Below are 12,926 nucleotides of genomic sequence, written 5' to 3'. Positions count from 1 at the left end.
ATTTTTACTTTTCGTTATAAAAGTCGTTAAATTTATTTTGTTAATCGGGGTTTTCAATAATATCTTACAAGTCAATGACGATCAATTTTGTATATCAAGCCATCTTTTCCATCAAAGTCAAAATCTTTTTCATATTGAAGTCCGATTTTCTCTAAAACTTTTATGGAAGCTGTATTTTCTTTCATGGCTCTTCCTAAAATCGTTTTTAAATTTAATTCTTTAAAACCATAATCGATACAGGCTTTAGCACTTTCTGTAGCCAATCCCTGATTCCAGAAATGTTCAAAAAATCGGAAACCGATATCGGTTTCGTCTAATTTTTCATCATATTTTAATCCGCACCAACCGAGAAATTGATTTGTAAATTTATCAATAACTGCCCATCTTCCGTATCCGTTTTTATGATAATCAGAATAGTTTTCAAGAAATTCCCTGGCTTCATCAATATCTTTAAACGCAGAATTTCCGGTATATTTTATAACGTTTGGATTTAAGTTTAATTCATAGAAACTTTCTGCATCGATGATCTCAAATTCCCGAAGTAAAAGACGGTTGGTTTCAAGTATTTTTTTCATCAGGAATTATTTTTCGAGTTTTAAAGATAATAAATAAAAAAAGCGATCCAAAGACCGCTTTCAAATTATATTTTATTTCCTTTAATACGTTTTGCAGACATATTCAGAAACCTTTTTACCAACATACATGCGGAAATCGTTAATCCCAATCCGAGAGCAATCCACATTCCGAAAGCACCCATTTTCAATGTTACGCAAAGAAAATATCCCAAAGGAATTGTAATCAGCCAATACGCAATAAATGTAATGATGGACGGAATTTTCACATCCTGCAAACCTCTCAACATTCCCAGAGCCGTTACCTGAATTCCATCAGAGAGCTGGAATAATGCAGCAATAATCATCAGTTTTGAAGCTAACATAATTACTTCGATTTCGTTTGCTTTTGTAAAAAATGTAGGCAGAATATGTCTTGCTAAAATGAAAATGATTCCACAAATACACATGAAAAGAAAGGCAATCTTAAGGTTGTTAACTCCTATTTTTCTTAATTCGATAAAATTCTGTTCGCCCAGTTTTCTACCAATCATCACTGTTGAAGCCACACTGAAACCAATACACAAATTAAAGGTAAACGAAGCTACACTTAAAGCAATTTGATGAGATGCAATTTGATGGGCTGCATATTGTTGTGAAATCAGATCGTCACCAAAAGTTATACCGCAGATAAATGCTGCACCAGCAAAAGCGGTAACTTCAAAAAACATCTGTAAAGCAGTAGGAAAACCTAACCGTACCATTTTTTCAAACATTTTTTTAGAGAAAACCTGCATCTTCAATGAAAATTCTTTGATGTATTGCTTGGTTTTTGGTTCTTTGATCAATACAAAATAAAGGAAAACAACCATAGAAATTCTGGCAATTAAACTTGCTAATGCAGAACCTTTTACGCCCATTTCGGGGAAAATCCAAAGTCCTTTGATTAAAATGTAATTCAAAATTATGTTAATAACATTCGCAATAATGGTGGCTTTTGTAACTCCGATTGTATATGATAATCCTTCAGAAACTTCTCTCAAAGTCTGAAATGCCATAAACGGAATAATACTGATTGCCATGATCCAAAGAAAATCTACTGTGTCAGGAATAATTTTCGCCGGTTGTCCAGAATGATAGAGTAGCGGTAAACCTGCAAATAAAACCAGCATTAAAATAATTCCGACCGTCATATTGATTACAAATCCATGACTGAAAACTGAATTAATCGTTTTATGATCATTCTGAGAATGCGCCTCAGATACCAATGGCGGAATAGCAAATGAAAAACCCAATGCCAAAACGAACATTGAGAAAAACACAGCATTTCCCAAAGAAACCGACGCCAAAGCATCTGCACCCAACAATTTTCCAACAATGATATTGTCGAAAAGGTTTACAGAAGCCTGCCCAACCTGCGTAAGCATTACAGGAAGAGCCAATGTTAAGGCTTCTTTCGTGTAATTTTTATTTAAAAAGCTCATAATAGTTCAAAAAAAAATCTGCAGCATAAATACTGCAAATTTTTTATATATATTTTAATTTATAATTAAATTATTTTCTCACAAAACTTGCAACGTCTTCTTCAGAAACCGAGTTTCCTCCAAGAATAATTAGCCTTTCCACAACGTTTCTCAGCTCTCTGATATTTCCAGTCCACGAAAGTGCTTTTAAAGCATCAATCGCTTTATCATCAAATTTTTTCACAGCAGTTCCATGTTCATCAGCAATCATTCCGGAGAAATGACTTACCAAAAGACTGATGTCTTCTTTTCTGTCATCCAATGGCGGAACGTAGATTTCAATCACAGAAAGTCTGTGGTATAAATCTTCTCTGAATCTTCCTGCTTCAATTTCGGTCTGCATATTTTTGTTGGTTGCAGCCAAAACTCTTACGTCAACTTTAATTTCTTTGTCGCTTCCAACTGGAGAAACCTTGCTTTCCTGCAATGCTCTCAACACTTTTGCCTGAGCGATAAGACTCATATCTCCAATTTCGTCTAAGAAAATCGTTCCACCGTTTGCCTGTTCGAATTTTCCCTGTTTGTCTTTTATTGCACCTGTAAATGAACCCTTCACATGTCCGAAAAGTTCAGATTCAATCAATTCAGAAGGAATAGCCGCACAGTTTACTTCAACCATCGGTCCTCTCGATCTTTCACTTAAATTGTGAATCGAATGAGCTACCAATTCTTTTCCGGCTCCGTTGGGTCCTGTAATCAAAACTCTCGCATCAGAAGCAGCGACTTTTTCGATCATATCCTGAATTTTTTTCAAGGCAGCAGATTCACCAATCATTTGGTATTTCTTGTTGACTTTCTTTTTCAGGGTTTTATTTTCAGTCTGAAGATTTTTGTTTTCTTTCTTCAACGTTTCCTTTACCAAAGCATTTTTTACGCTTGTAATCAGTCGGTTGATATCAATTGGCTTGGAAATAAAATCGTATGCACCATCCTTTAAGCAAGAAACTGCAGAATCGATGTCGGCGTGTCCGGAAATCATGATGAATGTAGATTCCGGTTTTAGAGCTAAACTTTGCTTTAAAAGCTCAGTTCCTGAAAGTTTTGGCATTTTTATATCTGAGATAATCAATGCGAAATCTTCTTTCTCAACTTGTTTATAGCCTTCTAAGCCGTCGTCGGCAATGACAAATTCATAGTCAGTTAATTCATCCGATAAGATACTGTGAAGTACCCCGGAGATTGCTTTTTCGTCTTCTACAATAAGGATTTTTTGCATAGTCGCAAATTTAGGTATTTTTTGCTTGATTATTAGCAAATATCATTCCTAAATCTTTAGTTTGAATAATCCCTTCTCCCAAATATTGCCGAACCTACACGTACCGAATTGGCACCACTTTCAATCGCAATAGGAAAGTCGTCGCTCATTCCCATGGATAACGTTTCAAGTTTTTGAATCTGACTTAATTCATCAAATAAATTTTTTAATACTGAAAATTCTTTTCTGATTTGATTTTTATCTTCAGTAAATGTTGCCATTCCCATTAAGCCTGTAATCTCAACATTTGGAAATTCTCCACTAACGAATTTTTGAAACAAATCTTCAGCTTCAGTAATCTCAAGCCCAAATTTACTTTCTTCCTCGGCAATTTTTACCTGAAGTAAAACTTTTATTTTACGGTTGTGTTTTGCTGCTTCTTTATTGATCTCATTCAAAAGTTTTTCAGAATCTATACTTTGAATGGTGTCAATAAATTCTGCAATATATTTTACTTTATTGGTTTGAAGATGCCCAATCAAATGCCATTGAATATCTTTCGGAAGTAAAGGGTATTTTTCAGTAAGTTCCTGTACTTTATTTTCACCAAAAACTCTTTGTCCGAGATCATAAACTTCCTGAATGACAGAAACGGGATGGGTTTTTGATACCGCAACCAATTCTACATTTTCCGAAAGCTGATTTTTTATATTATTGTAATTTTCCTGAATACTCATACCTGCAAATTTCTGAATTTTAAAATAAAAAGTAATATTTATTGTTGTGAAATATAAGACCACAGATTTCACAGATTTTCACAGATGATTTTGCATACTTTAATGTATAAAATTATAACATAAACATCTGTGAAAATCTGTTTGATCTGTGGGAGATTAAAATATTAATTCAAAATTTCATTAATTTTCGGATAGGCCGATATTTTTCTGAAAACAAAACGATTTGATTTCTGTAATTTTTCAATAAACAAATCCAGCTCATTAATAGAATCAGCATCGGTAAGATATTGGTCATGCGTAAGAAAAACCAGATGTCTTGATGTTTTTTCAAGATCATTGAAGAAAATGCTGTCTACTTTTTTCAGCATTTCCTGATGATTTCCTTTAAGTTGCATTTTATTGTTGGGTTTCCATTCAAGATCCCAACCGATTACTTTGTAGCCTGCTGTTTTTAATCTGTCGGCGGCTTCAGACGAACTTTTAATATCGGTCACATTGATATTATTCAGTCTCCAGATATTTCTTCCGGGCGTTCTTGCTATTTTTCCGGGAAGTTTTAAGCTGTCTTTTGCAATATCAAAATCTCTGACAACCGCTTCTGGATTTTTATAGTAATCTGAATATTTGTTGTGAGCGTGCGCAAAACTGTGATTGGCAATTTCAAGCAAACCATCAGTTCTCATTTTTTCAAAATCTTCTTTTTGTCTTTTGCTGTCTGAAGCGTGTTTTCCGACAAGAAAAGCGGTTGCTGCAACATTTCTTTTGTGTAAAATTTTTAAAAGATTTTCGGTGCCGCGATTGGGACCGTCGTCAAAAGTAAGATAAATCACTCTTTTATCGGTAGGTACATTTTCATCATCTATTCTGGGGACTTTTGCGGTGGGAGGCAGTTTCGAAAGAATTTTTTCAGTTTCTCTTACTTCGTTTTTTGGGTTGCATCCTGTAAATAGGGCTGATGTCACAGTCACCACTGTAATCATCCTTAGAAAAGTCTTGTATACAGACTTTTCCGCAAAAGTTTTTTTCATAAAGATTAATGGAAATTAAATTGTTAAATAGTGTTAAATTTTACAAAATTTAGTTAACAAATATAAAACCATTTTTCTTATAATTTCACATTTTAATGAAATTTTAATATAATTTTTTTTATAAATATTTTTTGATTTGAATTGCATTTTTTATGGCAGCTGTTCCCCAAGTATTATTAAAGAAAATAAAACCTTTTCTTCCTGATTTTAAGATCATTTCAGCTAAATTTTTTAATTCTCCTTCAGGGTATTCAGATTTATACAGTACAGGTTTACCGTGAAGACGATAATAAAATACTTCAGAATTATTAACAATAAAATCGTCCGGAAGATTTCCCGGAAAACTTACTCCAGAGAAAATAATATTTTTAGATTTTAATACTGAATAAATGTCATCATTCCACCAAGAATTATGTCGAAATTCAATTACATTTAAATAAGAAAAGTCTAAATTTTTTAAGATCAAATCTAAATTTTCTTCCGTATTTTTAAATGAGGGAGGAAATTGATATAAAAATCCCGAAAGTTTTTCTTTTAAGTTGGTTTGAATATGTTCGCAAAACTCCTGAATCTCATCTTTACAATCTTTTAAACGTTTTTCATGAGAAATGGCTTTCGGAATTTTAATAAAGAATCGAAAATCATCTGGAGTTTCGTCAAACCATTTCAATAAAGTTTTTGGGGTGGGTTTCCTGTAAAAAGTAGAATTGATTTCAACAGCATTAAATTCTTTAGAATACAGTGTCAGAAAGTCTTTACTTTTCGCATCTTCGGGATATAATGAGCCTTTCCAGTCATTATTGTAGAAACCTGAACATCCGATGTAAATATTTTCTTTTTTCATATTTTATTTGTCTCTCCAGATTTTGCAGATAACGCAGATTTTTTATTTAATTACTGTTATGATCTGCATAATCAGCTAAATCTGCGAGAATTTATTTGATGTTTAAATCAACAGAATTTAACCTCAAAGAATTTAAAATCACTGATAAAGAACTGCAGCTCATCGCCGCTGCCGCAATCATCGGAGATAATAAAATTCCAAAAAAGGGATACAACAATCCTGCCGCAATCGGAATTCCCAAAACGTTATAAATAAAGGCAAAGAATAAATTTTCTTTGATGTTTCTCAAAAGTTTTTCGCTTAGAATTTTTGCTTTTGCAATTCCTAAAATATCGCCATTTAATAAAGTAATTTCTGCAGTTTCAATGGCAACATCAGTTCCGGTTCCCATTGCGATACCGATATTTGCCTGAGCAAGAGCAGGAGAATCGTTGATTCCGTCGCCGGTCATTGCTACAATTTTTCCTTCATGTTGAAGTTTTTTCACTTCGTTTAATTTATCTTCAGGAAGACAATTTGCTTTAAAATGTTTGATTCCCAATTCATCTGCAACAGCTTTTGCAGTATTTTCATTGTCCCCGGTCATCATAATAACATCTATCCCTTCATCCATGAGAAGTTGGACAGCTTTTTTTGAACTTTCTTTAATTTTATCCGTAAAACTAATACATCCTAAAACTTCATTTTCCTGAGCCAAATAAGAAATCGTATGCGCTTTTGACTGAATTTCTGCGGCTTTTAATTTTAAATTCTCAGGAATTTGAATATCTCTGGAAACTAAAAGATTTTCATTTCCTAAATAAACTGTCTTTTCATTGATGATTCCTTTTACACCTTTTCCGGAAATATTTTCAAATTTTTCAACCTTTTCAGCAGAAATATTTTGATCTTTTGCCTTTTTAATGACTGCATTTGAAAGAGGATGTTCTGAATTTTGATTTAATGAATAGGCTAATTTTAAAATTAAATTTTGGTCGGAATTTTTTGCAATTTCTATATGTTCCAACGACGGCTTTCCTTCGGTTAAAGTTCCTGTTTTATCAGTAATTAGAACGTTTACTTTATTCATTAATTCAAGTGCTTCGGCGTTTTTGATAAGAATTCCGTTTTTAGCACCTTTACCAATTCCGACCATTAAAGACATTGGCGTCGCCAAACCTAAAGTACACGGACAAGCCACAATTAAAACCGCAACAGCATTCACAAAAGCAAACAAAGTTTTCTGATTTTCGGGACCGAAAATTTGCCATAAAATAAAGGTAAGAACTGCAATAAAAATCACAGCCGGAACAAAAACTTTTGCGACTTTATCAGTGAGTTTCTGAATCGGAGCGCGGCTTCTGCTTGCATCATTCACCATTTTAATAATCTTGGAAAGTAAAGTTTCGTCGCCCACTTTTTCAGCTTTCATAATGAAAACCTGATCTCCGTTGATAGTTCCTGAAGTTACCTGATCATCTACATTTTTTTCTATGGGAATGGGTTCTCCGGTGATCATACTTTCATCTACAATTGAATTTCCTTCTATGATTTTTCCGTCAACAGGGATTTTTTCGCCCGGTTTTACTTTCAATAAATCACCCAATTTTACTTCGGAAAGCGGAACTTTTTTCTCTTCATTATTAATTATTAAATTGGCTTCATCTGGAGAAAGATTCATCAGTTCTTTTATGGCATTTCCTGTTTTTTTATGAGCCAAAGCTTCCATTAACTGGCCAAGAATTACCAGAGTCATAATGACGCAAACCGCTTCAAAATAAAGAAGAATTTCATGATTGTGTCCACGAATTTCATGGGGAATCAAATCGGGAAAAACTAGAGCAATCACGCTGAAAATAAATGCCGCCGCAACTCCTAAAGCGATTAAACTGAACATATTTAAGTTCCATGTTTTAAAAGAAACCCAACCTCTTTTCATTAAAAACCATCCGGAATAAAACAGAACGGGAAGCGTGAGAATCAATTCAAAAGTCCCCTGAATCTGATGTGAGAATGGAAAATCTATAAACATTCCGCCCATTGAAAGGATGAAAACAGGAATAGTAAAGACTAAAGAAATAATGAATTTGCGTTTTAAAATTGAGTAAGTATCATCAGTTTCTTCTTCGCCTTTTTCGGGATATTTTACCAGATCCATTCCGCAAACCGGACAACCGACGTTGCTGTCATACGTTTTGTCGCCTTCACAGAACATCGGGCAATAATATTTTCCCGCCATATCATCTGTGACTTTTGGCGCTTCATGTTGATGATTGTGATGATGAGAACGTGATTTGGAATTTTTAACCAAATCCTCCGTAATTTCTTCCAAATGCATGTGACAAACCGGACAATCGGTTTTTTCATCATATATTTTATCATCTTCGCAGAACATCGGACAGTAATATTTTCCAATATTATCTTTGAAGTTTTCAGGAAGATTTGTTGAAGAATAAGTTGGCTTATAATTAGGATCTTTTGCTAATTTCTCTTCAATCGGAACCAGATACATATTACAAACCGGACATCTTTTTCCTTGCTGAAAATAGACTTTATCATCTTCACATTCCATCGGACAATAATAAACCGACGACGGAGAAACCCGGTCTTGTGGTTTTATAAAAATATTATCGGTTTTTTTTGAATCATCAAGCTTATAATTCCCAATCTCAGACAGCGATTGATTAAGTTCCGTTAAATCAATTTCTTTATCTGAATGAATTTCAATGGTGCTGTTTTCAAGATTGACATCGGCAGAAATTCCCTCTAAACTGTTCAGTTTGTCTGAAATCTTTTTCTGACAACCCGAACAGGTCATTCCTAAAACTTTATATTGTTTGTGCATAATCTAAATTTATGTTACAAATTTCCGAAAAGGATTTTGGAAGCTGTTATAAATTTAGGGATAATGTTTACAATATTTTGGAGGTTATTGTGTTGGAGAGTGGGAAAATTTTAGATTAAAATGTTATTTTTTAACTTATCTGAAACTCAAAATATGCTACAACGCTAAAAATCTCAAACCTGATCCAGCGGTTTTCTGTTGTGAACTTTCAGTTTTTTAAATTCGGTAGGAGTGAAGCCTGTAATTGTTCTGAATTGCGATGATAAATGCTGCACACTTTTATAGCCTAATTTTCCTGCAATTTCTGTTAAATTAAATTCATTATAAAGTAACAGTTCTTTTACTTTTTCAATTTTTTGAAGAATGAAAAACTGTTCTACGGTAATATTTTCGTTTTGCGAAAAGGTTTTAGAAAGAGAACTGTAATCTTTGTTTAGTTCAGAGCTTAAAAATTTAGACAACAAAAAATTTTCATCAATATCCAATTTTCCGATCTTGACGATGATTAAATTTTTGATTTTATCGACGAGTTGGTGAGAAATGTCTTTGATTCTTTCAAAACCTGTTTCGATTAAACGAGTTTCTATTGAATGAAGATCTTTTTTGGAAATCTCATCACCAGTTTCTATTTCACCTAAACGGATTTTAGTGATTTTTATATCGAATTCATCAAAAATATGGGCCACTGCAGAAATACATCTTTCGCATACCATATTTTTTACGAAGATTTTCATAATTCTTCTTTAGGTTTAATTCTGTCTTTTACAAATTCAACCTGAGTTTTACCGTGTGGAGCAGGATTTCCTTCTTCATCAAGATTCACCATCACGATTCTGTCAACAGTAATAATGGTTTGATGCGTCATTTTATTTCTCACCTGACAAGCAAGAGTAAGAGAAGTTGAACCGAATTTTGTAACCTCAATTCCGATTTCGATAATGTCGCCTTGTTTTGCTGAACTTACAAAGTTGATTTCTGATATAAATTTGGTGACGATTTTTTTGTTTTCGAGCTGAATAACAGCGTATAAAGCAGCTTCTTCATCAATCCACTGCAGTAATCTTCCTCCGAAAAGTGACTGATTGGGATTCAAATCTTCGGGCTTTACCCATTTTCTAGTATGATAATTCATGTTTTATAATGTTTTCAGTACAAATTTAGCTTTAAAAAAAGAATTTTTCAAATAAATATTTAATGAAAAATCGTCTATTTCAGGAGTATTTTGAATAGTTTAGAAGAGATTTGAATTAAATGTTTAAAATGTTTTGATTTATTGTTTTTAATTGTATCTTGCACCTGTTTATATTTGGAATCAATATCATGTTCATTTATTATGTTGCTTTTCTTTTATATACCAAGACTTATATTAATTTTTAATTTTTTTTAAAATGAACATTTTTGTTTCAAACATCAATTACGCAACTAAAGAATACGAGTTGCACGACTTATTTGCAGAATTTGGCGATGTATCATCTGCTAAAATCGTAACAGACAGAGAAACTGGTCGTTCTAGAGGTTTCGGTTTCATCGAAATGGGTGACGAAGAAGGAGCTCAAGCTATTGAAGCTCTTAACCAAAAAGAACTTAACGGGAAAATTCTTAACGTGTCTGAGGCTAAGCCAAGAGAAGAAAAACCAAGAAGAAGCTTTGATAATAACAGAAGCGGTGGTGGAAGTTATGGTAACAACCGTGGAGGAGGTAACTCTGGAGGTGGTTACGGAAACAACAACCGTGGAGGTAACGGTGGCGGTGGAAACCGTTGGTAAAAAATTGAAGCGGCTTCTAAGCCGCTTTTTTTATGTCATTATTTTTTGAAATTGATTGGTGTACGAGATTTTTAGCTAATGTTTTTCTGACAACAAAAACCTAACAACCATCAACTAATCATCATTTTTTTTCTTCTTTTTTTTCTTATCTTTTCCTTTTTTATCTTTTTTAGGATTCAGAATTTCTTCTGCGTATTCTAATTTTGGTTCTTTTGTTTTCACAGGTTTCATTTCAATTTTTAAATCAAAATAAGACTGTAAGTCTTTTTGTGAAATCATATTTTCGTTAAATAAAAATTCTAAAATTTCTTTGCCTGAATTATTGAAAAATTGAGATGAAAGTTCTTTCAGTAAAAACTTTTTATAATCGTCAAAAGGTACAATTACGGAATACTTAAAAATTCTCCCTTCTTTTTCTGTTGAAAGATATCCCTTTTCAACCAATATTTTTAAATAGGTTGATACTGTATTTTGATGGGGTTTTGGTTCGTGATGTTGCTCCATCACGTCTTTTAAGTAAAAACTTTCAAGCTTCCAAAACAGCTTCATGAGATTTTCTTCGGCAGAGGTAAGGTGATTTATTTTCATATTCGAATTTAAATTTAGTAAAAATAGAGTAGCGTTTTGCAGAATTATTTATTTAATAGTTGTCTCCACAGGAATCACTTCTGTGGGTATATCGTTACGCTGATATTTATTGTTGCAATAAAGATAAATAAAAGAAACCAAAACAGCGATTCCTGCACCCATAAATACTTCTTTTACGGTGTGTCTTTTTAAAATTATTCTCGTAATTCCTACTAAAACTGCGATTGCAAGCCAACCAAAACCAATTTTCATATCAAAAGCGAAAAATAATGCTGCTACAAAAACATTAAATGCTGTATGCATGGAGCTTTTTATATATAAATTACTGAATTGTAAAGCAAACAAAAGAATTAAGATAAATAACATGACAAAATCGATGAATCCATTCTTTATATAATTAAATGCTAAATATGAAATGATACATACCGCAATAAAAATATAAAGTGTTTTCCGCTGAACTCTGTTTGAAACATCCATATTGGTGTATCGGCCTGTCTTTACGTTCCAGACAATCCAAAAAATTACAGGAAGAATGGTAATGAGTAAAATAGGTAAAAAGTGTGTAAAAGCTTCTTTAAAAGTATAATTATGAATACTGAAATACACAAAATAGATGACCAAGGAAACTAAAGGATTAAAAAAATCTGAGATAATTCTTGAGACAATATGTATAGATGAAGTCTTTTTTCCTTCCATAAAGTAGTTTAAAATGTAAATATAACATTATAAGTAAAAAAACTATTGCTGTGCATATAATAAAAACGAAGTTTTTTTTATATTTTTGCTCAACTATTTCATAATAAATAAGCAAGAAGCTCGCACATGAAAGAATTTTCTAAAGAGATATACCTTAAGTGGTATGAAGATATGACAATGTGGAGAAGGTTTGAAGACAAATGCCGTTCTCTTTATCTAAAACAAAAAATCAGAGGTTTTTTACATTTGTATAACGGTCAGGAAGCTATTCCTGCAGGTTTTACGCATGCAATGGATTTAACAAAAGACAGTATGATCACTGCATACAGATGTCACATCCATCCAATGGCAATGGGAGTAGATCCTAAAAGAATCATGGCAGAACTTTGTGGTAAAGCTACGGGTACTTCCGGAGGTATGGGTGGATCTATGCACATTTTCAGCAAAGAACACCGTTTTTATGGAGGTCATGGTATCGTTGGAGGACAAATTCCTTTGGGAGCAGGTATTGCTTTCGCAGATCAGTATTTCGACAGAAAAGCAGTAAATATCTGTTTCTTCGGAGATGGTGCTGCAAGACAGGGTTCACTTCACGAAACTTTCAATATGGCAATGAACTGGAAACTTCCTGTAGTATTTGTTGTTGAAAACAATCAATATGCGATGGGAACTTCTGTAAAAAGAACTGCCAATCACGAAGATATCTATAAATTAGGTTTAGGTTACGAAATGCCATGTCTTGCTGTAGATGCGATGGATCCTGAGAAAGTGGCTGAAGCTGCTTACGAAGCTATTGAAAGAGCAAGAAGAGGTGATGGGCCAACTTTTATCGAAGCGAGAACATACCGTTTCAGAGGTCACTCAATGTCTGATGCTGAACCTTACAGATCTAAAGAAGAAGTTGCAATTCATAAAAATGATGACCCGATTGAATTAATTAAGCAAAGAATTTTGGCTAATAATTGGGCAACTGAAGAAGAATTGGAAGCTACAGATAACAAATCTAGAGATTTTGTAGAAGAATGTATCGAATTTATGGAAAACTCTCCATATCCAGATGTAGAGAAAGTTTACGAGTATGTATATGCTCAGGAAAACTATCCGTTCTTAGATAAATTAGAAAACTAAAAAATAATAATTAATAATTAATTTGATGTTTGAATTTGAGTTTCCC

General features: G+C 33.1%; 13 protein-coding genes. 2 read left to right on the top strand and 11 right to left on the bottom strand.

The window, feature by feature from the left end:
- Positions 1-71: 71 nt before the first annotated feature.
- The 9 genes from ACOOWA_RS07100 to ACOOWA_RS07060 all read right to left on the bottom strand — a co-directional run bounded on the left by ACOOWA_RS07100 (position 72) and on the right by ACOOWA_RS07060 (position 9,834).
- Positions 72-575 carry a GNAT family N-acetyltransferase gene (locus ACOOWA_RS07100; RefSeq protein ID WP_421374178.1) on the bottom strand — a complete coding sequence of 168 codons (504 nt, stop codon included), beginning with the start codon at positions 573-575 and terminating at the stop codon, positions 72-74.
- Positions 576-640: 65 nt separating this feature from the next.
- A complete protein-coding gene (locus tag ACOOWA_RS07095; protein ID WP_421374176.1) occupies positions 641-2,035 on the bottom strand; it encodes an MATE family efflux transporter in 1,395 nt (464 codons plus the stop codon).
- Positions 2,036-2,105: 70 nt separating this feature from the next.
- Positions 2,106-3,290 (bottom strand): sigma-54-dependent transcriptional regulator, encoded by a 1,185-nt coding sequence (locus ACOOWA_RS07090; protein ID WP_421374174.1) that lies wholly within the window; start codon positions 3,288-3,290, stop codon positions 2,106-2,108.
- Between the two features lie 56 nt (positions 3,291-3,346).
- Positions 3,347-4,006 carry a YggS family pyridoxal phosphate-dependent enzyme gene (locus ACOOWA_RS07085; protein WP_421374173.1) on the bottom strand — a complete coding sequence of 220 codons (660 nt, stop codon included), beginning with the start codon at positions 4,004-4,006 and terminating at the stop codon, positions 3,347-3,349.
- Between the two features lie 164 nt (positions 4,007-4,170).
- Entirely contained in the window at positions 4,171-5,034 is an 864-nt protein-coding gene (locus tag ACOOWA_RS07080; RefSeq protein WP_421374171.1) for a polysaccharide deacetylase family protein, read from the bottom strand.
- Between the two features lie 118 nt (positions 5,035-5,152).
- Entirely contained in the window at positions 5,153-5,878 is a 726-nt protein-coding gene (locus ACOOWA_RS07075) for a DUF72 domain-containing protein (RefSeq protein WP_421374169.1), read from the bottom strand.
- A gap of 91 nt (positions 5,879-5,969) precedes the next feature.
- Positions 5,970-8,702, bottom strand: coding sequence for a heavy metal translocating P-type ATPase (locus ACOOWA_RS07070; RefSeq protein WP_421374167.1), 2,733 nt, complete (start codon positions 8,700-8,702; stop codon positions 5,970-5,972).
- 173 nt (positions 8,703-8,875) lie between these two features.
- Positions 8,876-9,436 carry a helix-turn-helix domain-containing protein gene (locus ACOOWA_RS07065; RefSeq protein WP_421374166.1) on the bottom strand — a complete coding sequence of 187 codons (561 nt, stop codon included), beginning with the start codon at positions 9,434-9,436 and terminating at the stop codon, positions 8,876-8,878.
- Entirely contained in the window at positions 9,433-9,834 is a 402-nt protein-coding gene (locus tag ACOOWA_RS07060) for an acyl-CoA thioesterase (RefSeq protein ID WP_421374165.1), read from the bottom strand. Before ACOOWA_RS07060 ends, ACOOWA_RS07065 begins: the two co-directional genes overlap by 4 nt.
- 256 nt (positions 9,835-10,090) lie before the next feature.
- Here ACOOWA_RS07060 and ACOOWA_RS07055 point away from each other — a divergent pair, with 256 nt between their 5' ends.
- Complete coding sequence (locus tag ACOOWA_RS07055) at positions 10,091-10,468, top strand: RNA recognition motif domain-containing protein (protein WP_421374164.1); 378 nt, start codon at positions 10,091-10,093, stop codon at positions 10,466-10,468.
- 114 nt (positions 10,469-10,582) lie between these two features.
- On the opposite strand, the gene ACOOWA_RS07050 is transcribed toward ACOOWA_RS07055, so the two are convergent.
- Positions 10,583-11,056, bottom strand: coding sequence for a BlaI/MecI/CopY family transcriptional regulator (locus ACOOWA_RS07050; RefSeq protein WP_421374162.1), 474 nt, complete (start codon positions 11,054-11,056; stop codon positions 10,583-10,585).
- 48 nt (positions 11,057-11,104) lie between these two features.
- On the bottom strand, positions 11,105-11,752 hold the full coding sequence (locus ACOOWA_RS07045) for a phosphatase PAP2 family protein (protein ID WP_421374160.1): 648 nt from the start codon (positions 11,750-11,752) through the stop codon (positions 11,105-11,107).
- A gap of 126 nt (positions 11,753-11,878) precedes the next feature.
- Between ACOOWA_RS07045 and pdhA the strand changes: the two genes are divergently transcribed.
- Positions 11,879-12,880 carry a pyruvate dehydrogenase (acetyl-transferring) E1 component subunit alpha gene (gene pdhA, locus ACOOWA_RS07040; RefSeq protein ID WP_421374159.1) on the top strand — a complete coding sequence of 334 codons (1,002 nt, stop codon included), beginning with the start codon at positions 11,879-11,881 and terminating at the stop codon, positions 12,878-12,880.
- Positions 12,881-12,926: the final 46 nt, after the last annotated feature.

Source organism: Chryseobacterium sp. GP-SGM7 (genome assembly GCF_049166575.1).
Lineage (GTDB): Bacteria > Bacteroidota > Bacteroidia > Flavobacteriales > Weeksellaceae > Chryseobacterium.
This window is presented reverse-complemented; position numbering and strand designations above follow the sequence as displayed.

Bases quoted from the DNA above. Each gene is read 5' to 3' on its own strand.
- ACOOWA_RS07100 (WP_421374178.1), bottom strand. From the start codon at position 575: ATGAAAAAAATACTTGAAACCAACCGTCTTTTACTTCGGGAATTTGAG.
- ACOOWA_RS07095 (WP_421374176.1), bottom strand. From the start codon at position 2,035: ATGAGCTTTTTAAATAAAAATTACACGAAAGAAGCCTTAACATTGGCT.
- ACOOWA_RS07090 (WP_421374174.1), bottom strand. From the start codon at position 3,290: ATGCAAAAAATCCTTATTGTAGAAGACGAAAAAGCAATCTCCGGGGTA.
- ACOOWA_RS07085 (WP_421374173.1), bottom strand. From the start codon at position 4,006: ATGAGTATTCAGGAAAATTACAATAATATAAAAAATCAGCTTTCGGAA.
- ACOOWA_RS07080 (WP_421374171.1), bottom strand. From the start codon at position 5,034: ATGAAAAAAACTTTTGCGGAAAAGTCTGTATACAAGACTTTTCTAAGG.
- ACOOWA_RS07075 (WP_421374169.1), bottom strand. From the start codon at position 5,878: ATGAAAAAAGAAAATATTTACATCGGATGTTCAGGTTTCTACAATAAT.
- ACOOWA_RS07070 (WP_421374167.1), bottom strand. From the start codon at position 8,702: ATGCACAAACAATATAAAGTTTTAGGAATGACCTGTTCGGGTTGTCAG.
- ACOOWA_RS07065 (WP_421374166.1), bottom strand. From the start codon at position 9,436: ATGAAAATCTTCGTAAAAAATATGGTATGCGAAAGATGTATTTCTGCA.
- ACOOWA_RS07060 (WP_421374165.1), bottom strand. From the start codon at position 9,834: ATGAATTATCATACTAGAAAATGGGTAAAGCCCGAAGATTTGAATCCC.
- ACOOWA_RS07055 (WP_421374164.1), top strand. From the start codon at position 10,091: ATGAACATTTTTGTTTCAAACATCAATTACGCAACTAAAGAATACGAG.
- ACOOWA_RS07050 (WP_421374162.1), bottom strand. From the start codon at position 11,056: ATGAAAATAAATCACCTTACCTCTGCCGAAGAAAATCTCATGAAGCTG.
- ACOOWA_RS07045 (WP_421374160.1), bottom strand. From the start codon at position 11,752: ATGGAAGGAAAAAAGACTTCATCTATACATATTGTCTCAAGAATTATC.
- pdhA (WP_421374159.1), top strand. From the start codon at position 11,879: ATGAAAGAATTTTCTAAAGAGATATACCTTAAGTGGTATGAAGATATG.